The sequence below is a fragment of the Amycolatopsis sp. genome (assembly GCF_035276945.1).
In the GTDB taxonomy this organism is placed as follows: Bacteria; Actinomycetota; Actinomycetes; order Mycobacteriales; family Pseudonocardiaceae; genus Amycolatopsis_E.
Map to the genome: position 1 here is coordinate 55080 of NZ_DATELF010000171.1, position 20053 is coordinate 75132.

General features: G+C 69.7%; 17 protein-coding genes and 1 pseudogene. 12 read left to right on the forward strand and 6 right to left on the reverse strand.

Going from position 1 to position 20053, the window contains the following annotated elements; all coding sequences use genetic code 11:
* Positions 1–63 precede the first annotated feature (63 nt).
* A pseudogene (locus VJT49_RS30765) lies at positions 64–595 on the forward strand (N-acetyl-glucosamine transferase); the annotation flags it as partial.
* Here VJT49_RS30765 and wecB read toward each other — a convergent pair.
* Together wecB and VJT49_RS30775 are read right to left on the reverse strand one after the other, a co-directional pair.
* Complete coding sequence (wecB, locus tag VJT49_RS30770; RefSeq protein ID WP_324168475.1) at positions 592–1809, reverse strand: non-hydrolyzing UDP-N-acetylglucosamine 2-epimerase; 1218 nt, start codon at positions 1807–1809, stop codon at positions 592–594. The pseudogene VJT49_RS30765 and the gene wecB sit on opposite strands and share 4 nt — an antisense overlap.
* A 185-nt stretch (positions 1810–1994) precedes the next feature.
* On the reverse strand, positions 1995–3926 hold the full coding sequence (locus VJT49_RS30775) for an N-acetylmuramoyl-L-alanine amidase (RefSeq protein WP_414636121.1): 1932 nt from the start codon (positions 3924–3926) through the stop codon (positions 1995–1997).
* A 576-nt stretch (positions 3927–4502) separates the two neighbouring features.
* Between VJT49_RS30775 and groES the strand changes: the two genes are divergently transcribed.
* Positions 4503–4796, forward strand: a complete 294-nt coding sequence (groES, locus tag VJT49_RS30780; protein ID WP_027940937.1) for a co-chaperone GroES — start codon at positions 4503–4505, stop codon at positions 4794–4796.
* A gap of 84 nt (positions 4797–4880) precedes the next feature.
* Complete coding sequence (gene groL, locus VJT49_RS30785) at positions 4881–6497, forward strand: chaperonin GroEL (RefSeq protein ID WP_324168476.1); 1617 nt, start codon at positions 4881–4883, stop codon at positions 6495–6497.
* A 301-nt stretch (positions 6498–6798) separates the two neighbouring features.
* Here groL and VJT49_RS30790 read toward each other — a convergent pair whose 3' ends face one another.
* Positions 6799–7161, reverse strand: a complete 363-nt coding sequence (locus VJT49_RS30790; RefSeq protein WP_324168477.1) for a hypothetical protein — start codon at positions 7159–7161, stop codon at positions 6799–6801.
* A 22-nt stretch (positions 7162–7183) separates the two neighbouring features.
* Complete coding sequence (locus VJT49_RS30795; RefSeq protein ID WP_324168478.1) at positions 7184–7486, reverse strand: WhiB family transcriptional regulator; 303 nt, start codon at positions 7484–7486, stop codon at positions 7184–7186.
* 218 nt (positions 7487–7704) lie between these two features.
* On the opposite strand from VJT49_RS30795, the gene VJT49_RS30800 reads away from it, so the two are divergent.
* The 5 genes from VJT49_RS30800 (at position 7705) to VJT49_RS30820 (ending at position 11892) form a co-directional block, all read left to right on the forward strand.
* The gene (locus VJT49_RS30800) at positions 7705–8628 is read left to right on the forward strand and encodes a MerR family transcriptional regulator (protein ID WP_324168479.1); all 924 of its coding nucleotides are present in this window, start codon (positions 7705–7707) and stop codon (positions 8626–8628) included.
* Positions 8629–8638: 10 nt separating this feature from the next.
* Positions 8639–9523 (forward strand): hypothetical protein, encoded by an 885-nt coding sequence (locus tag VJT49_RS30805; protein WP_324168480.1) that lies wholly within the window; start codon positions 8639–8641, stop codon positions 9521–9523.
* Positions 9524–9643: 120 nt separating this feature from the next.
* Positions 9644–10240 carry a response regulator transcription factor gene (locus tag VJT49_RS30810; protein ID WP_027940930.1) on the forward strand — a complete coding sequence of 199 codons (597 nt, stop codon included), beginning with the start codon at positions 9644–9646 and terminating at the stop codon, positions 10238–10240.
* 128 nt (positions 10241–10368) lie between these two features.
* Positions 10369–10941 (forward strand): sigma-70 family RNA polymerase sigma factor, encoded by a 573-nt coding sequence (locus VJT49_RS30815; protein ID WP_324168581.1) that lies wholly within the window; start codon positions 10369–10371, stop codon positions 10939–10941.
* Positions 10942–11892: an anti-sigma-D factor RsdA gene (locus VJT49_RS30820; protein WP_414636122.1), complete on the forward strand. Its 951-nt coding sequence runs from the start codon at positions 10942–10944 to the stop codon at positions 11890–11892.
* Between the two features lie 64 nt (positions 11893–11956).
* Here the strand turns inward: VJT49_RS30820 and VJT49_RS30825 are convergent, their stop codons facing one another.
* Complete coding sequence (locus VJT49_RS30825) at positions 11957–12352, reverse strand: DUF5319 domain-containing protein (protein ID WP_324168481.1); 396 nt, start codon at positions 12350–12352, stop codon at positions 11957–11959.
* Between the two features lie 117 nt (positions 12353–12469).
* On the opposite strand from VJT49_RS30825, the gene guaB reads away from it, so the two are divergent.
* From guaB to VJT49_RS30840, 3 genes are all read left to right on the forward strand, one after another.
* On the forward strand, positions 12470–13972 hold the full coding sequence (gene guaB, locus VJT49_RS30830; protein ID WP_324168482.1) for an IMP dehydrogenase: 1503 nt from the start codon (positions 12470–12472) through the stop codon (positions 13970–13972).
* A gap of 61 nt (positions 13973–14033) precedes the next feature.
* A complete protein-coding gene (locus tag VJT49_RS30835; RefSeq protein ID WP_324168483.1) occupies positions 14034–15164 on the forward strand; it encodes a GuaB3 family IMP dehydrogenase-related protein in 1131 nt (376 codons plus the stop codon).
* Between the two features lie 55 nt (positions 15165–15219).
* Positions 15220–16944: a GMC family oxidoreductase gene (locus VJT49_RS30840; RefSeq protein ID WP_324168484.1), complete on the forward strand. Its 1725-nt coding sequence runs from the start codon at positions 15220–15222 to the stop codon at positions 16942–16944.
* On the opposite strand, the gene VJT49_RS30845 is transcribed toward VJT49_RS30840, so the two are convergent.
* Positions 16945–18390 carry an aldehyde dehydrogenase family protein gene (locus tag VJT49_RS30845; protein WP_324168485.1) on the reverse strand — a complete coding sequence of 482 codons (1446 nt, stop codon included), beginning with the start codon at positions 18388–18390 and terminating at the stop codon, positions 16945–16947. It abuts the gene before it with no gap.
* 103 nt (positions 18391–18493) lie between these two features.
* On the opposite strand from VJT49_RS30845, the gene guaA reads away from it, so the two are divergent.
* A complete protein-coding gene (gene guaA, locus VJT49_RS30850; protein ID WP_324168486.1) occupies positions 18494–20050 on the forward strand; it encodes a glutamine-hydrolyzing GMP synthase in 1557 nt (518 codons plus the stop codon).
* Positions 20051–20053 lie beyond the last annotated feature (3 nt).

Consider the following 20053-nt stretch of genomic DNA (forward strand, 5'->3'; position numbering starts at 1 on the left):
CGGTGGCGTCCGCTCGCCGGAGCAGCTGTGGGCGCTGCTCGCCGAAGGCGGGGACGCCATCTTTATGTGGCGCAGGAAGGCCTGTACAGCTTTCGGAGGTCCTGACCCAGCGCACGAGATGGGGGCAGGGCACCATGCAGTGCGCGCGGTACGTGCGGCGTATCTGGGATTCGCCGCACATCACCACGTTCGGCGCCGCGGAGTTGATGTACTACCTGCTCCAGCCGTGGATGCAGTTGCTGGGCTCGCTGCTGTACCCGATTCCGTTCCTGATCCTGATGATCAACACGCTCGGCGATCCCGGCGGGGTCTGGGCGTGGTTCACCGGCGGGGCCTGGATCCTGTTGCCATCTACGGTTCGTTCGGGCTGCTGCCGTTCGTCGTCTGGGGCCCGATCCACCAGATTCGCTGCCGGGGCAGCCGGAACCTGCTGCGGGGGCTGGGCATGGGCCTGGTGTACGCGATCTACATCTACACGTTCTACATCACGTCGTGGCGCGCGCTCTTTCGTCTGATCCGCGGTCGCAACGGCTGGTCGAAGACCCGCCGCAACACCGAGCAGGCCCGCGGGGTCGAAGTCGCCCTGGACAGCTAGGTCTCGGACGCGGGTACCGCGGACGGGTAATAGCCTTCCGCGATGCCGAGCAGGTCCTCGAGCGCGATGACCGCGCGGACGGCCGCTTTGCCGTCGCCGTAAGGGTTTTCCCGGTGGGGCGGCGCCAGTCGTCCAATAAGGACTTCGGTGGCGGCGAGGTGGATGGTGTCCGAATCGGTGCCCACGAGCCAGGCATAGCCCTCATCGACGGCTTCCCGGCGTTCGGTGGTGTCGCGCAACACCAGTACAGGCGTGCCGAAGGTCGGTGCCTCCTCCTGGATCCCGACGGCGTCGGTGAGTACCAGCGTCGCCAGCCGCAGCGCGCGGATCAGGTCCGGATAGTCGAGTGGCTCGGTGATCGTCACCCTGGGCAGGTCGCCGAGCGCACCGATCACCTGGTCGCGTACCGCCGGACCGGGATCCACGGGGAACAGCACCTGCACGTCGTCGTGCTCCTCGACCAGCCGCCGCACCGCCGACAGGATCCGTCCCAGCGGCGCGCCCCAGGACTCGCGGCGGTGCGCGGCGATCAGGATCAGCCGTTGTCCCGCTTCGGCCACCTCCATCTCCAGCAGCGCCAGTTCGGGGCACCGTGCGGGCAGGTCGCGCTGGGTGATGAGCTGGACGGCGTCGACGACGGTGTTGCCGACGAGCGTGATCTGTTGCCGCGGGATACCCTCGGCGCGGAGTGCGGCGGCCGCGGTGGTGGTGGGTGCCAGGTGAAGCGCGGCGATGCGGCTCACCATCTGCCGGATGCCCTCCTCCGGAAACGGGAGCGGGTAGGGGGGCTTGCCCCTGTGCGAGGTCTGGGGGTCGTACCCCCAGAAGGCACCGTTGAGGTCGTGCGTGCGCATTCCGGCTTCGAGGTGCACGACGGGAATTCCGGCCCAGAACGCGGCCAGCGCACCGGCGAGCACCGTGGCGGTGTCGCCCTGCACCACCAGTGCGGCCGGACGATACCTCCGGAACGTGTCGTCCAGTGCGGGCAGCAGGCCGGCGACCACTTCGGCGGGCCGGTCGGTGCCGCACGGCGGGGTGTGCAGCCACATGTCCACCAGCAACCCGAACGGGGCAAGCGCCTGTTCGACCATGCCGTCATGCTGTCCACTGTGCACAATGACCGGGCGCAACACCTCGTGCCCGCCCAGCGCTCGTGCCAGCGGCGCCAGCTTGACGGCCTCCGGTCTTGTCCCAGCCAGGAGCATCACATCCACTTTGCCTCCCCTTTGGGCCTCCTCAGTCGGCTCGTTGACGATCTTTCGGCCTCATCCGGGGAATGCCTACGCAAAACGACGGATGATCACACTTTCGCGCCGCAGTTGACCCCTTTTCGGGGTTGGTACACCGCGGAACGGGTGAAAATAATCGGTCGTTGCGCCGTAACGGAGCGTGTTCTCGCTCAACCGCGTGTTGACCGGAGCCGGACATCGTCGAGTTTCACATATGCCACCCGGTGTCCAAACTGGATTTGCACGTACTTCGTTTTCCCGCGCACCACCAGGTGGTCGGCCGGATCGAAGGTGGTGGACCAGTAGTACTCGGAGTCGACCACCGGCCCCGCCGCATATCGTTGCCCTGCCCCAAACGTGTAGGGCAACGGCACCAGACTCTCCGCCGGCACACCCTCCGGGTATGCCTCGGCTTCCGGGTAGGCCCGGCCGTACACCCCAACGTTGTCCACTCCGGACTTCGGCACGGCGACCAGGCCGAGCGCCGGGCGCGCGACCGGCGCGCGCCGCGGGTTGTGGAACCAGCCCTTCTGGCCAAGAAACCAGACCGCGATCCAGTCTCCGGCGGTCTCGGCGACCGCGAAACGCCGGCCGGTGGACATGCGGCTGCCCACGTCGGAAATATCCATTGTGGAGAGTGAGCCGCCGGGGTGCAGGCCCGGATCCGGCAGCAGGGGCGCATCGGGGCGCGGTTCGGTATGCAGGTGGACGGCACTGGAGCCATGAAGCGGGCAGGTGGCCGTGAAATTCGTTGTGTCGCAACCGGTGTAGCCGGGCCGGTTCGTCTCGTAGCCGGGTGCGATGGTGATCAGCCCGGTGTTGACGGCCAGCGGCCACGGTCTCAGCGGTGCACCCAGCAGATCGAAATAGTGGGCCCAGTCCCAGTACGGCGCGGGGTCCCAGTGCATTGTCTTCACGGAGGCGGGTGTCGTGCCGGGAACGTTGTCGTGGCCGAGGATGTGCTCGCGGTCGAGCGGGACGCGGTATTTCGCGGCGAGATGACGCACCAGCTTCGCCGATGTGCGATACATCGCTTCCGTGTACCAGGCGGCCTGGCGAGCGAAACCCTCGTGCTCGATACCGATCGACTTGGCGTTGACGTACCAGTTCCCGGCGTGCCAGCCGACGTCCTTGGTGCGCAGGTGCTGCGCGATGTGGCCGTCCACCGAACGAATGGTGTAGTGCCAGCTGACGTAGGTGGGGTCCTGGACCAGGCCCAGTGCCATGTCGTAGGTGCATTCCGTGTCGTGGATGACGATGTGACTGATCTGCTGGCTCCACGGCCGGTCGGCCTTGTCGTAGTTGCCGTAGTTTCCGTTGCCGAGATCCTCGTACGGTGCCGGGATCCACTCGACCGACACGTCCGGCGGTGCCTCGACGCCGCCTTGTGAACCAGTGGGAAGCCGCAGCGCCCGCAATTGGCCGCGGGAGGGCGTCACGCCGGGTTGCGCGGCGAGCGCGACCTGCTGGCCGTCATCGGTCACCCGGCTCACGCCGGTCTTGATGGTGCTGAACACCTCGTCGGCGAAGAACGCCGCGGCCATCGAATCCGACGCGCCGCTGTATCGGGCGACGGCGCCGTACCAGTCGGCGGGATCGGTACTGCCGATGCCGAGTTCTCGTTGGTACTGAGCGAGAATCGCGGCGCCGCCGCGGATGTTCCGAGCGGGGTCACCGCGGAGCGCCGCGGGTGTGGCTCCGGTCAGCTGGGCGGCGAGGTCGACCGTCTGCAGCGCGGGCACTGGCTTCCGCTCGGCGGGTGCGGTCGGCCTCAGCGCCGCGCGAGCCGTGTCGCCCCGGGGGTCCTCGCCGCCCTGGTCATGGTGGCCGCCCGCGCCCGCGACCGTGCGTACGTCGGTGAGGTGCATCGGCCCGAATCCGGCCCCGGTGCTCGGCGCGCCGCCGTGGCTGTCCCAGCGCGACTTCTGGTAGGAAACGCCGAGTAGTACGGGCTCGGGTACGGCGAATTCCGCGGCGGCGTCCGCCAACGCGCGCTGGCGGGCCTCGTCGGCGACGGCGGCCTGGGCGGGGCTGGTCACGGTGACCCCGGCGGTTCCGGCCGCGAAGGCGCGCAGGGCGTTGCGACGGGTGAACGGCGGCACGTGAAAAAGCTACTCGGCGACCGCCGAGTCTGATAGATACTTTCGGTGGGTTAAGGGGCTGGCGCGGCAAGATCGTGCTCACCGTCTGACTCCGGCAGGAGAGGTGCTGAGGCCGCAGCACCTCCCCGTCACCGGAAAATCAGCACTTACCGCAGCAGCCGCATCCGGGTCCGCTGCACGAACTACAACAACTGCATCCACCCATTCGAAAACACCATCCCTTCACACGGGTCCCCGGGCCGTTCCCCCAACGTAGAACCGGCCGGCCGAGGTCACTACCGCCCAAAGGGTGAGCTGGTCAGGGCGGCTCGCGTGTACGAGATACTGGCCGTGACCGCCGAGGCCGGATCGGGGGCATCATGGAACCTGTACGAAACAGGGGAGCGGGTCACGGTCGTTGCCGACACGTTCCCGCTGGGTAAACCCACCCTGGTTGCGCGGCTAGCACTCGCCTGGCTAGAGTGCTAATTGCACGGCACCGCACACGCCCCGGCACCCGCGACGGCGGGGGTGGTAGGAGCCGAAACCCAAGTAAGTACCTGCCAACGCTTTCGAAGACCCGTGGAGGTCAACCCGGTGAGCGTGAACATCAAACCGCTCGAGGACAAGATCGTTGTCCAGACGAGCGAGGCCGAGGAGACGACGGCTTCCGGTCTCGTCATCCCCGACACCGCCAAGGAGAAGCCCCAGGAGGGCAAGGTTCTGGCCGTGGGCCCGGGCCGTGTCGACGACAAGGGCAACCGCATCCCCGTGGATGTCAAGGTCGGCGACGTCGTCATCTACTCGAAGTACGGCGGCACCGAGGTCAAGTACAACGGTGAGGACTACCTGATCCTGTCCGCTCGCGACGTGCTGGCCGTCGTCAACTGACGCCGGCGTCTGCCTTCAACGCCCCGGGCCCCGCGTAACCGCCGGGGGCCGGGGCGTTTTTGCTGCCAGAGAGGTTTTGCGTACATGCCCAAGCAGATCAATTTCGACGAGGACGCTCGTCGGGCACTCGAGCGCGGTGTGAACAAGCTCGCCGACGCGGTCAAGGTCACCCTTGGCCCGCGTGGCCGCCACGTGGTGCTGGACAAGAAGTTCGGCGGGCCGACGATCACCCTCGACGGGGTGACCGTGGCGCGGGAGATCGAGCTGGGGGACCCGTTCGAGAACCTGGGTGCCCAGCTGGCCAAGAACGTCGCCACCAAGACCAACGACGTCGCCGGTGACGGCACCACCACGGCCACCGTGCTGGCTCAGTCGCTGGTGAAGGTCGGGCTGCGGAACGTGGCGGCGGGCGCCAACCCGACCGCGCTGGGCCGGGGCATCGAGGTGGCCGCGGAGAAGGTCGTCGAGGTGCTCAAGGCCAAGGCCACCCCGGTCAAGGGCCGTGACAACATCGCCCAGGTCGGCACCGTGACCTCGCGCGACGCCAACATCGGCGCGCTGCTCGGTGAGGCGGTGGAGAAGGTCGGTGAGGACGGCGTGATCACCGTGGAGGAGTCCTCCACGATGGCCACCGAGCTGGAGATCACCGAGGGTGTGCAGTTCGACAAGGGCTTCGTTTCGGCGCACTTCGCCACCAACCCGGAGGAGCAGCGGGCGATCCTGGAGAACGCCTACGTGCTGCTGCACCGGGAAAAGATCTCCGCCCTGGCCGACCTGCTCCCGATCCTGGAGAAGGTCGTCGAGGCCAAGAAGCCGGTGCTGATCATCGCCGAGGATGTCGAGGGCGAGGCGCTGTCCACGCTGGTGGTCAACGCCCTGCGCAAGACGATCACCGCGGTGGCCGTCAAGGCGCCGTTCTTCGGTGACCGGCGCAAGGCGTTCCTGGACGACCTCGCCGTGGTCACCGGTGCGAAGGTCGTTTCCGCCGAGGTCGGCCTCAAGCTGTCCGAGGTCGGGCTGGACGCGCTGGGCACCGCGCGGCGCATCGCGGTCACCAAGGACACCACGACGATCGTCGACGGTGCCGGCACCAAGGCCGACATCGACGCGCGCATCGCCCAGATCCGCAAGGAGATCGAGACCACCGACTCCGACTGGGACCGTGAGAAGTTGCAGGAGCGGCTGGCCAAGCTCGGCGGCGGGGTCGCCGTGATCAAGGTCGGCGCGGCCACCGAGACCGAGTTGAACGAGCGCAAGCACCGGATCGAGGACGCCGTGGCGTCCACGAAGGCGGCCGTCGAGGAGGGCATCGTGCCCGGCGGTGGCTCGGCGCTGGTGCACGCGGTGAAGGAACTGACCGCACTCGAGGGCGAATTGTCCGGTGAGGAGGCGATCGGCGTGCGTATCGTCCGCGACGCGCTCACCGCGCCGCTGCACTGGATCGCCACCAACGCGGGCTACGAGGGCGCGGTCATCGTGTCCAAGGTGCAGGAGCAGGGCTGGGGCCAGGGCTTCAACGCGGCCACCGGCGAGATCACCGACCTGATCGCGGCCGGCATCGTTGACCCGGTGAAGGTCACCCGCTTCGCGGTGGCCAACGCCGCTTCGATCGCCCGCCTGGTGCTGACCACGGAGAGCTCCGTGGTCGACAAGCCGGAGGAAGAGAAGAACGACAGCCATGGTCACGGTCACGCCCACTGATTCCTGACCGAGTTCCCCCAATGTTCCCCAATGCGGCCATTCGACCGGCCGCATTGGGGAACTTTTGGTTTCCGCCCGTCAGCGGCCCGTCAGCCCGCCGCCCTCAAAAGAAGCGCCGCCACGGACACCGCGCGCACGTTGACCGTCCGGTCGAGGCGGACATGGGCATCAACTCGCCGAGTCTCTACGCTGCGTTTGGCGGTCACGAGTCGTTGTTCCGTGAGTCGGTGGAGCGTTACCGGTAGGTGTGCTGTCACCCGGTCCGGGATGGCGGCATCCCCCGGGGGGCGTCGCCCGATGGTTACACGAAGGCGTTAAGACGTTCACCGACCGTGCCGCGCACCCGCCGGGCTGCATGCTCGTGCTGGCTGGGATCAACCGCACGGAACAGAATCGGCCGGTCCGCGAGTTCTTGCGGGAGGAAAAGCGAAACAATCTCAAAAACTGCGGGCGCGGCGCGAGCGGGGCGCGCGTGACGGCGATATCCCGAAAATGCGGATCTTGACGCTGTCGTGATGTTCCACGGCACCGCGCTACTCCATGCGTCGATCCATGCGCTCGACGGTGCGCGTGAGCGCGCACCCGGCACCATGATCGGCAGGGCGGCGGCGTGCTGGAATCGTTTCACCGGCGAAAAAAGGGGTGGCACCCGGCTGAGTGCCACCCCTTCTCTCCCGCTCCCGCGATCATTGGCCGGAAAGGCTCAACTGGCGTTTGCCCGTCTTGATGATGTTCTCCCGCTCGCTTTCCGACAGCCCGCCCCAGATCCCGTACGGCTCGTGCACGGCGAGCGCGTGCTCGCGGCAAATCCGCAGCACGGGGCAGGTCTGGCAGATCGCCTTCGCCCTTGCCTCACGTCGCGCACGGGCCGGTCCGCGCTCCCCGTCCGGATGGAAGAAGGCCGCGCTGTCCATCCCCCGGCAGGCCCCCTCCAGCTGCCAGTCCCAGATATCGGCGTTCGGGCCCGGAAGCCTGCGCGTGTCCGCCATCGTGACCGCCTCCGTATTTCGGTCGGTTCCCCTGCCTCGACTACTCCATTTGGTGCAATGCTGGCTACGGTAGAAGCGCGCCAATAGTTGTTCAAGGGAATCGCACTGATTCAGCCGTTAGGTGTCCCCCGCAAGCGTGAGAGAAGGCGCTGTTTTGTCGGCGCGGCGCCAATAAGATCCACTTGCCGGACGGTCGGCCCGCCGGGATATTGAGGCGAATGGATTCCGGGCGGATGGAGCCGACGATGCCGGTGGCCGCGGTGGCGCGCCGGCTGGGTATCGCGCCCTCCACGCTCCGCACCTGGGACCGCCGCTACGGGCTGGGGCCCGGCAGGCACATCGGCGGCAAACACCGTCGCTACGGTCCGGCCGACGTAGCGAGACTCGAACTCATGCAGCGCGCCCTGTTGCGCGGCGCTTCGACGGCAGAGGCCGCGCGCTACGCGCTGGACGAACTGCCCAAGTCGGTGGCGTCCGGCGAACTGCCCACCCGGCCTCAACCGCCTCCGCCGGGTAGCAGGCTGTCGGACGGCAACGTGGCGAGGCGCCTGCGCACCGTCGCGCTCGCCATGGACGCCTTCGCCGTGCAACGCACGCTCGCCGAGGCCATCGCCGACGCCGGCGTGCTGGCCGCCTGGGAGGACGTGATCGAGCCGGTGCTGACCGCACTCGGCGCGGGCTGGGAAGGCGCCCGCGCCGGCGTCGAGGTCGAGTGTCTGCTCTATGAGTGCGTGCTCGCCGCGCTGCTGCGGGCCACCCCGGTGCTGCACAGCCCACGTAACCAACGTCCGGTGCTGCTCGCCTGTGTGCCGCGAGAGCGCGACGGGCTCCCGCTCTACGTGCTGGCCGCCACCCTGGCGGACCGGGGGATCGGTACGCAGCTGTTCGGCAGGCCGCTGCCGCCGGACGCGCTCGCGGCGACCGTCCGGCGCAGTTCGCCCTCGGCCGTCGTGCTGGCCGCCCGCCACACCGAGTCCGCGGACAGCCGCCTCTTCGCCGACGATCCGCGTGGGCGGCCTCGCCGACGGATGTTCGCCATGGGGCCCGGATGGTGCCGGACCCCGTTGCCGGCCCGGGTCGAACTGCTGCCGGGTCTGCGCGCCGCCGCCGAGCGGCTCGAATATGTCCTACTCGGGCAGTAGGGTGACCCGTGTGGAGGGTGAGCTACGGTGCGCGGCCTTCGGGGACCCGCCCGCGGTTGCTCCTGCCCTGCTGGCGGCGCCCGGGTCGGCCAGGGCCCGGTTGCTGGCCGCGATCGTGCTCGGCGCCCAAGGCCGGTATGCCTCCGCCGCGACGTTGCTCGGCGACCTCGCCGGCGGCCCGGACCCGGTGCTCGCGGGCCTCGCGCTGGCCACGCTCGCGTCGCACAGGCGCCAACTCGGCGGGCACGCGGCCGCGCTCCGGCTGGATGCGAGGGCCCTCGCTCTCGTCGAGGGGGTCCCGGGGCTTGGCCCCCGGCGGGGTCTGGGGGTGGTACCCCTGGGTACTGCCGAGCCGGAGGAAGACCCGGACGGCCTGGACGCCTGTGGTGCCCGGGCCGACGTTCTGCTCGGTCTGGCCGCGGACAACCTCGGCATCGGCCGCTTGGGCGCCGCTCGCAGGTTCCGCGCCGCGGCACTCTCGCATGCGGCCGTCTGGCGGGCGCGGGTCCGTGCGGGCTGGGTCACGGCCGAGATCGAACTGGTGGCCGGCCGGCCGGAGGCGGCCGTGGCGCCCGCGGCGGAGGCGCTGGATCTCGCCACGGCGACCGGAGCGCGCCGGCACGAAGTGAAGTCCGGGCTGGTGCTCGCGGCCGCGCTGACGGCCACGGGCGCGGTCGAACGCGCCCGGGAGCTGGTCTCCACGGCACTGGCCGCGGCGGACAAATACGAGCTGCGATCGCTTCGGTGGCCTGCCGGGTTGCTTGCCGCGCAACTGTGGCCGACGATTGCTGACCAGCATCGATTCAGAGTCGACGCGGTGTTGCACGCTGTGTTACGACAGTCTGATCCGGAGGGGAGGTTCCTGGCTCGTGAGTCGCCTTGGGTGCCGCTCTGACCTGCGTTGGGACATCCGGGCGAAGAACTTCCAAAAAAAGCCACCGGATCGTGTCAAGGTGCGGCCTAAAGCGTCCGATAGGGGATATGGAATGTCACCCGGCTGCAGGAAGGAAACCCCGTGACGACGGTCTTGATCTGCGACGACCGACGCAGTGTCCGCGAAGGGCTCACCCGCGTGATGTCTGCCGTTCCCGGTGTCAGTCGCATCGACTGTGTAGCGCACGGTGACGAGTTGCTGGCCAGGTACTCGCGACAGCCGGTCGACGTCGTGCTCGTCGGCACCCAGCGCGCGATGCCGGCCGGGGTGGAGGCGACTCGGCGGCTGGTGTCCGCCAACCCCCAGGCCAACGTGATCGTCTTCGGTGCGCCCGACGATGCCAGCAGTATCGCCGCCGCGATCGCCGGTGGGGCACGCGGGTACCTGCGCTGGGACGCCTCCCGGCCCGAACTCGTCGCCGCACTGGCGCACACCCTGGCCAGCACCTCCGTCCCGGCGCCGCGTCAGCCCGCCGATCCCGGCGTCCAGCTCACCGAGCGTGAGCTGCAGGTGCTGCGCGGCATGAGCCAGGGCAAGAGCAACGGCCAGATCGGACGTGAGCTGTACCTGTCCGAGGACACCGTGAAGACCCACGCGCGGCGGCTGTTTCGCAAGCTCGGCGTGCGGGACCGGGCGCAGGCCGTCGCGCACGGTTTCCGTCGCGGTCTCGTGTCCTGAAAACCGGCGACCGCGCAGGAACGGGATCCGTGCCGGAAGGTACGGTAGGCATCACCGGCGCGAGGGGAGTCGATCTCGCGCGCCGTCCTTTTGTACGCCTACACGTAACGCTGGGACTGTTGTCTGCGATGGCCAATGTGGGGGACGGACTGGACGAGCCGGTCGCCGCCGCTGTCGAGGGGGATCCTCAGGCGGTGGAGCGGCTGCTTGGTGCTATCCGTCCTCTTGTGGTGCGGTACTGCCGCGCCAGGGTTGGCAGGCAGGAGCGTTCGTTCGCTTCGGCAGACGACGTGGCTCAGGAGGTGTGTCTCGCGGTGCTCACGGCCTTGCCCTCCTACCGTGACCAAGGACGCCCTTTTCTGGCCTTCGTGTACGGCATCGCCCAGCACAAGGTGGCCGATGCGCACCGTGCTGCCGCGCGCAACCGGGCCGAGCCGGTGGCCGAGATCCCCGACGAGATCGAGGGGGACATCGGCCCTGAGCAGCACGCCCTGCAGGGGGAGTTGAACGAGCGCATGGCCCAGCTGCTCCGGGTGTTGCCGGACAAACAACGCGAGATCGTGGTGCTGCGAGTGGTCGTTGGTCTATCCGCCGAGGAAACCGCGGAAGCGGTCGGCTCCACCCCGGGGGCGGTGAGGGTCGCACAGCACCGTGCGCTCGCACGGCTCCGCAAGGCGCTGGCGTCCGAGGAGGCGGCCTGAGTGACCGACCGCGACAGTCGTGACGAGGTCAGACAGCAGCTCGAGGAGCTCGGGTTGGACGAGACCATGAGCGCCTCGCGAACCGCCTTCGAGGCGGACCTTTCCGCCGTGCACGCCGACGACGCGTTGCTGGACGCGCTCGGCGGCTCCGACCCCGAGGTCGCCGACGGCCTCGGCGACCAGGAACTGAACGCGTTGCTACTGGCCTGGCGGCGCGACATCGACAGCGAGCCGCTGGCCGAGCTGGTCGACACCGACACGGCCGTGACCACCGTGCGGGCCGCGTCGCTGGCGCAGCGCCACGGGCGCCGGGCGCGCCGGCGCCGTTTGCTGGTGCCGGTCGCGGCGGCCGCCGCGGTGCTGGCCATCGCGTTCGCCGGCACCGGCATCGCCGCCCGCAGCGCCCAGCCCGGGGACACCCTGTGGGGCCTGACCAAGATGCTCTACGCCGACCACGCCCGGTCGGTGGAGGCCGCGTCCGCCGCGCGCACCGATCTGCAGCAGGCGAGCATCGCGCTCGCGCAGGGCAACATCGTCGCCGCTCAGCAGGCGCTCGCCGCGGCGGCGGCCAACCTGCGGCAGGTCTCCGAGGAGGACAACCTCAGCCAGCTGATGGCCGAGCACAAGCAGCTGTCGGAGCTGCTGGAGCACCCGGCGCAGGTCCCGGTGCCGCCGCCGCTGCCGACCTCGCCGGCGTCGCAGAACCCGCAGTCCTCGCCGTCGACGACCCTCCAGCCGACGACCACCACCTCCCCGTCGCCGTCGCCGTCCGCGCCGAGCACTTTCCAGAGCAGCGAGGTTCCGCCACCTCCCACGAGCAGCAGCCCCAGCGGCACGGGCACAGGTACGGGCGCGGAGGGCAGCGCGCCGAGGGTCGACACGTCGTCCGACACCGGCACCGGTGGCCAGGCGTCGGCGAACCAGGTGGATACCGTCACCGGCACCAACTGAGTTTTCGGTCAAGAATTTGAGGGGCGTTGCCTTGCGCAGGCAACGCCCCTCGTCGTGTTCCGGGTCAGTAGGCGCTTTCGGTCGCGGTTACGCCGTCAGCGAAACCACGGCAGTAGTCCCAGCTGACGTAATCGGCGGGGTCGGGATCGTAGGCAGGTTCGTGCGGGCGCATCCGGCCGTCCGAGAGCAGCTGTTCGAGGCTGGCGCGCAGGAGGTTCCAGTCGTGGTAGTGCGGCTGGTCGCATTCACCACAGTCCACGACGATCCCGCGAACGCCTCTCGGTTCCAGAAGTGCCTGGTAGACAGCCAGGTCGGACAGGTCGGCGAGCAGTTCCGCGCGGGCCTGCGCGTTGATCGGCTCGTCCGGTTCATCGTCGAACGCGTCGAGGCCGGCGGCCGGGTCGTCGGGGTCGTCGGCGAACGGGTCCGGGGGCAAGACATCGTGCGGCACGCGTGGCACCGTACTCGCCCCGGGTAAGCCGCTGTCCAGTGCCTTTACCCGCGATCCCGGCTGCCGCGCGGCCCTATACCATCTTCTACAGCGTCATCGAAAGCCGAGGAAGGTCAGTCACCAGCCATGACGAGCGAGTTCACCCCCAATGACAAGTTCGCGATGCTGGGCCTGACCTTCGACGACGTCCTGCTGCTGCCCGCCGAGTCCGACGTGGTCCCCAGCGCGGTCGACACCACGACCCGGCTGTCGCGCAACGTAACCCTGCGCGTCCCGCTTCTCTCGGCCGCGATGGACACGGTCACCGAGGCCAGGATGGCCATCGCGATGGCCCGCCAGGGCGGTATGGGCGTGCTGCACCGCAACATGTCGATCGAGGAGCAGGCCGCCGCCGTCGAGGTGGTGAAGCGGTCGGAGGCGGGCATGGTGACCGACCCGGTGACCTGCTCGCCGGACGACACGCTGGCCGAGGTGGACGCGTTGTGCGCGCGGTTCCGGATTTCCGGCGTCCCGGTCGCCGACGCCGCCGGCACCCTGGTGGGCATCATCACCAACCGTGACATGCGCTTCGAGGTCGACCACAGCCGCCCGGTCAGCGAGGTGATGACCAAGCAGCCCCTGGTCACCGCGCAGGTCGGGGTTACCGCGGACGCCGCGCTCGGACTGCTGCGGCGGTACAAGATCGAGAAGCTGCCGATCGTCGACGGGGCGGGCAAGCTGCGCGGCCTGATCACGGTCAAGGATTTCGTCAAGACCGAGCAGTACCCCAACGCGACCAAGGACCCCGACGGCAGGCTGCTCGTCGGCGCGGCGGTCGGCGTCGGCGCGCCCGGGCACCAACGGGCCATGGCGCTCGCCGACGCCGGGGTGGACGTGCTGATGGTCGACACCGCGCACGGGCATTCGCGAGCCGTCGTCGACATGGTCTCGACGCTGAAGAAGGAGTTCGGCGACACGGTGGACGTGGTCGGCGGCAATGTGGCCACCCGCGCCGGGGCGCAGGCGCTGGTGGACGCGGGGGCGGACGCCGTCAAGGTCGGTGTCGGGCCGGGCTCGATCTGCACCACGCGGATCGTTGCCGGCGTCGGTGTGCCGCAGATCTCCGCGATCTACGAAGCCGACCAGGCCTGCCGCCCCGCGGGTATCCCGGTGATCGGTGACGGCGGCATCCAGTACTCCGGTGACATCGCCAAGGCCATCACCGCCGGTGCCTCGGCCGTGATGCTGGGCAGCTTGCTCGCCGGTACCACCGAGGCGCCGGGCGCGCTGATCCTGGTCAACGGCAAGCAGTTCAAGACCTACCGGGGGATGGGCTCGCTGGGCGCCATGCAGTCGCGCGACGGCCGCAAGTCCTACTCGAAGGACCGCTACGCCCAGGACGACGTGCTCTCCGAGGACAAGCTGGTGCCCGAGGGCATTGAGGGACGGATCCCGTTCCGCGGCCCGCTGGCCAACGTGGTGCACCAGCTCGTGGGCGGGCTGCGGTCCGGCATGGGTTACGCGGGCGCGCAGACCATCGCCGACCTGCAGCAGGCGCAGCTGGTGCGGATCACCGCCGCCGGGCTCAAGGAGAGCCACCCGCACGACGTCACCATGACGGTCGAGGCGCCCAACTACACGACCCGCTGACCGGCGCGCGGGAGGTCCGGTGAGAATGGGCCGTCAGGACGAGCGCAGGAAGGGACCTTAGGTGCGGGATCTGGTCGAGATCGGCATGGGGCGTACCGCGCGGCGGGCGTACGACCTCGACGACGTGGAAATTGTCCCGTCGCGGCGGACCCGGTCGTCCGGAATCGTGTCGACCGCATGGCAGATCGACGCCTACCGGTTCGACCTGCCGCTGGTGACGCATCCCACGGACGCGATCGTGTCGCCGTCCAGCGCGGTGGCGATCGGGCAGCTGGGCGGGCTGGGCGTGCTCAACGCCGAGGGCCTGTGGGCGCGCCACGCGAATGTGGACGAAGTGATCCAGCGGCTCGCCGAGGCGACCAAGGACGAGGATCCCACGGCGCTGGTGCGACTGCTCCAGGAGCTGCATTCCGCTCCGGTCCGGCCCGAGCTGCTCACCGAGGCACTGAAGACCGTGCGTGAGTCCGGGGTCACGGTGGCCGCGCGGGTCAGCCCGCAGCGGGCCGCCGAGCTCACCCCCCAGCTGATCGCGGCGGGCGTGGAGATCCTGGTCGTGCAGGGCACGATCGTCTCCGCGGAGCACGTCGCGCGGGACGACCATCCGCTCGACCTCAAGGAGTTCATCGGCGGGCTGGACGTGCCGGTGATCGCGGGTGGTGTGGCCGACTACCGGACCGCGATGCACCTGATGCGTACCGGCGCCGCGGGCGTGATCGTCGGGCACGGCTACACGCCGGGGGTCACCAGCACCGACCGCGTGCTGGGCATCGGCGTGCCGATGGCCACCGCGATCATCGACGCGGCCGCCGCCCGTCGTGACTACCTCGACGAGACCGGCGGCCGGTACGTGCACGTGCTGGCCGACGGCGGGATGACCTCGTCCGGCGACATCGCCAAGTCCATCGCCTGTGGAGCCGACGCGGTGATGCTGGGCGCGCCGCTCGCGGCGGCGTCCGAGGCGCCCGGGCACGGCCTGTACTGGACCGCGGCCGCGGCGCATCCGTCCTTGCCGCGCTCGCGGGTCGCCGCCGGGCCGGATTTCGAGGTCGACCTCAGGACGTTGCTGTTCGGTCCCTCGTCGGACGCCGAGGGGACGGTGAACCTGTTCGGCGCGCTCCGGCGGGCGATGGCGAAGACCGGCTATTCGGATCTGAAGGAGTTCCAGCGCGTCGGCCTGTCCGTCCGCCGTTGACTCATCAGTAACTTACTGCTGGTCAGCAACTCGGGTCACGCGTAACCTCTTGGCGGTGACCACGGGTGACAGCATTGGCACTGACTATGACGTGATCGTCGTCGGTTCGGGCTTCGGGGGCAGTGTCGCCGCGCTCCGGCTCACCGAGAAGGGCTACCGGGTGGCGGTCATCGAGGCGGGCCGCCGGTTCGCCGACGACGAGTTCGCCAAGACCTCCTGGGATCTCAAACGGTACCTGTGGGCCCCGCGCCTCGGCTGCTACGGCATCCAGCGCGTGCACCTGCTCAAGGACGTCATGGTGCTCGCCGGCGCCGGGGTCGGCGGTGGGTCACTGGTTTACGCCAACACGCTGTACCGGCCGCTGAAGCCGTTCTACACCGACCGCCAGTGGGCGCACATCACCGACTGGGAGGCCGAACTCGCGCCGCACTACGACCAGGCGAGCCGCATGCTGGGCGTGGTCACCAATCCCACCATCACGCCGGTCGACGAGGTGGTGCGCAAGGTGGCCGTGGACATGGGGGTCGGCCAGACCTTCCACCCGACCCCGGTCGGGGTGTACTTCGGCCAGCCGGGCGAACCCGCCGAGGACCCGTACTTCGGCGGGGCGGGACCCCGGCGCACCGGGTGCACCGAGTGCGGCTCGTGCATGACCGGTTGCCGGGTCGGCGCGAAGAACACCCTGGTCAAGAACTATCTCTACCTGGCGGAGCAGGGCGGCGCGAAGGTCATCCCGCTGACCACGGTGACCGCCGTCCGGCCGCGGGGGGACGGCTCGTTCGAGGTCGACATCCGGCGTAGTGGCAGTTCCTCCCGCCGGTTCCGCCACACGCTCACCGCGGGCCAGGTCGTCCTCGCCGCCGGAACCTGGGGCACCCAGCGCCTGCTGCACCGGATGGCCGACACCGGCGCACTGCCCCGGCTTTCGCCGCGGCTCGGTGAGCTGACCAGGACCAACTCGGAGGCGATCATCGGGTCCGGGCGAACCAGGGTGGACCCCGAGCGCGACTTCACCAAGGGCGTCGCGATCACCTCGTCCATCCATCCCGACGAGATCACGCACATCGAGCCGGTCCGGTACGGCAAGGGCAGCAACGCGATGAGCCTGCTGCAGACCATCGCCACGGACGGCTCCTCCCCGGTGCCGAGGTGGCTGCAGGCCCTGCGGTTCGTGGTCCGGCACCCGATCCGATCGCTGACGCTGCTCAACGGCCACCGGTGGAGCGAGCGGACGGTCATCCTGCTGGTCATGCAGAGCCGGGACAACTCGATCACCACCTACACCAGGCGCGGGCTGTTCGGGCGGCGCCGGTACACGTCGAAACAGGGGCACGGCGAGCCGAACCCGACGTTCATCCCGCTCGGGCACGAGGCGAACCTGCGTGCGGCCGAGCACATCGGCGGTATCCCGGGCGGCACCTGGGGTGAGATCTTCGACATCCCGCTGACCGCGCATTTCATCGGCGGTGCCCCGATCGGCACCACCCCGGACGACGGTGTCATCGACCCCTACCACCGGGTGTTCGGCTACCCAGGTCTCTCCATTGTGGACGGAACGGCGGTCACCGCGAACCTCGGTGTGAACCCGTCGCTGACCATCACCGCCCAGGCCGAGCGCGCGTTCTCCTGCTGGCCCAACAAGGGCGAGGCAGACCCGCGGCCGGACCAGGCTGGGGGTTACCGCCGCCTGGACCCGATCGCGCCGAAGAACCCGGCCGTCCCGTCCGGCGCGCCCGCTACGGTTGCCGTGGCTGCCGTGCGGCGACGTCGGTCACCGTGATCAGAGCTCGATTCCGGCGAACACGGTCACCCGCTCCTCGGTGAGGTCGCGCATCGCGGACCGCACGCCTTCTCGGCCGACGCCGGAGCCCTTGACGCCGCCGTAGGGCATCTCGTCGGCGCGATAGGACGGCACGTCACCGATGATCACTCCGCCGACCTCCAACTCGGCCGAGGCACGGAAGGCGAGTTGGACGTCTCGCGTGAAGATGCCCGCCTGCAGCCCGAAAGCCGAGGCGTTGACCGCATCCAGCGCCGCGCCCGTGTCGTCCACAATGGATACCGCGAGGACTGGGCCGAAGATCTCGTCGGCCCACGCCTTCGCGTCCGCGGGAACGTCGGTGAGCACGGTCGGCTCGACTGTCGTGCCCTCCCGGGAGCCGCCGGTGAGCACCTTCGCGCCACCGCCCACCGCCTCGGAGATCCAGTCCACGATCCGCTTCGCCGCCGCCTCGTCCACCACGGGGCCGACGTCGACCGTCGTGTCGTAGGGGTCGCCGGTCCGCTGCGCGCGGACCGCGTCCACCAGCGCGGGCACGAACTCGCCGGCCACCGAGCGTTCGACGATCACGCGCTGCACCGCGATGCAGGACTGGCCGGCCTGGTAGTTGCCGAAGGTCGCGATCCGCGCGGCCGCCCCGGGCAGGTCGGGCCAGTCGGCGAGCACGACGACGGCCGCGTTCCCACCCAGTTCCAGCACGATGTGCTTGCGTGGCGCGGCCTCGGCCAGTGACCAGCCGACCGGGCCCGAGCCGGTGAACGAAACCACCGGTAGCCGTGGGTCGGCGACCAGGGCCGCGGTTTCGGCGTTACCCAGCGGCAGCACGGAGAACGCGCCCTCCGGCAGGCCGGTCTCGGCGAGGAGCTCACCGAGGACGAGCGCGGACAGCGGGGTGCGCGGCGCGGGCTTGACAATGATCGGGGCGCCGACGGCGAGCGCGGGCGCGACCTTGTGCGCTACCAGGTTGAGCGGGAAGTTGAACGGCGAGATGCCCAGCACCGGGCCGCGGGGCACCCGGCGGACCATCGCGAGCCTGCCTTCCCCCGTCGGATCGCTGTCAAGCCGCTGCAACTCACCGGTGAACCGGCGTGCCTCCTCCGCGGCGATCCGGAACACCGAGATGGCACGGTGAACCTCGGCCTCGGCCCACTTGAAGGGCTTGCCGTTCTCCGCCGTGATCACCTCCGCCAGTTCCTCCGCGCGGACGGCGAGCCCGCGGGAGACGTGGTCGAGCGCGGCGGCCCGCATGTGCGCGGGGGACCGCCGGAGCTGCGGCGCGACGGCCACGGCCGCGGCGACCGCGCGCTCGACCTGTTCGGCGCCGGGCACCGCGACGGTGGCGACCTCACTCCCGTCGAAGGGGTGGCTGACCAGCGATGTGCCCATGCCCTGCTCGGGCCGCCCGGCGATCCAGGCGGGCCGCGGTTCCGGGGTGATGGTGTCCATGCGCGTAACGGTAAGCCGCGTGCCCAACCCCGGGGCGGGGGCGGCGTGGTGGAGCTCACCTGGGACGATGGGGACAGACCGCCCCACGCTCGAGGAGATACAGGTGCCCAGTCCGAGTGGTCCCGTGCTGGTCGTGGACTTCGGTGCGCAGTACGCGCAGCTGATCGCCCGCCGGGTCCGGGAGGCCCAGGTTTACTCCGAAGTCGTGCCGCACAGCGCGACCGTCGACGAAATCATGGCCAAGAACCCGGCCGCGATCATCCTTTCGGGTGGCCCCGCGAGTGCCTACTCGCCGGGCGCGCCGGGCATGGACCCCGCGCTCGCCAAGACCGGCGTGCCGATCTTCGGCATCTGTTACGGCTTCCATCTGCTCGCGCAGGCGCTCGGCGGCACCGTCGAGGCGACGGGTGCACGCGAGTACGGCCGTACCGAAGTGAACCTCGTCGGCGAAGGCGGCGTGCTCCACCGCGAGCTTCCCGCGCGGCACCAGGTGTGGATGAGCCACGGCGACAGCGTCACGAAGGCCCCGGACGGCGCCGAGGTGACGGCCACGTCCGACGGCGCGCCCGTCGCCGCCTACGAAAACCCGGCCGAGCGGTACGCGGGCGTGCAGTACCACCCGGAAGTGCTGCACTCCCCGCACGGCCAGGAGGTCCTGCGCCGGTTCCTGCACGACATCGCCGGTATCCGTCCGCAGTGGACGACCGCGTCGATCGTGGAGGAGCAGATCGGCAAGATTCGCGAGCAGGTCGGGGACGGCCGCGCGATCTGCGGGCTGTCCGGCGGGGTGGACTCCGCGGTCGCCGCGGCACTCGTGCAGCGCGCCATCGGTGACCGTCTGACCTGTGTGTTCGTCGACCACGGGCTGTTGAGGGCGGGTGAGCGGGCCCAGGTCGAGCGTGACTTCGTCGCCGCGACCGGGGTGAACCTGGTCACCGTCGACGAGCGCGAACGCTTCCTCGGCGCGCTGGCCGGGGCCACCGATCCAGAGGAGAAACGCAAGATCATCGGCCGGGAGTTCATCCGCGTGTTCGAGCGGGCGGAGCGAGACCTCAAGGCGGAGGGCGACTACCGGTTCCTGGTTCAGGGCACGCTCTACCCGGACGTGGTCGAGTCGGGCGGTGGTACGGGCGCGTCCAACATCAAGAGCCACCACAACGTCGGCGGGCTCCCGGAGGACCTCCAGTTCGAGCTGGTCGAGCCGCTGCGCCTGCTGTTCAAGGACGAGGTGCGCCGGGTGGGCCTGGAGCTCGGCCTGCCGGAGACCATCGTGCACCGGCAGCCGTTCCCCGGCCCCGGCCTCGGCATCCGGATCATCGGCGAGGTCACCGCGGACCGGCTGGAGACGCTGCGCGCCGCGGACGCGATCGCCCGCGAGGAGCTCACGTCGGCCGGCCTGGACCGCGACATCTGGCAGTGCCCGGTGGTGCTGCTCGCCGACGTCCGCAGCGTGGGCGTGCAGGGCGACGGCCGCACATACGGTCATCCGGTGGTCTTACGGCCGGTGTCCAGCGAAGACGCCATGACGGCCGACTGGACCAGGTTGCCCTACGACGTGCTCGAGCGGATCTCGACCCGGATCACCAACGAGGTGCCTGAGGTCAACCGGGTCGTCCTGGACGTCACCAGCAAACCCCCCGGCACCATCGAGTGGGAGTGACCG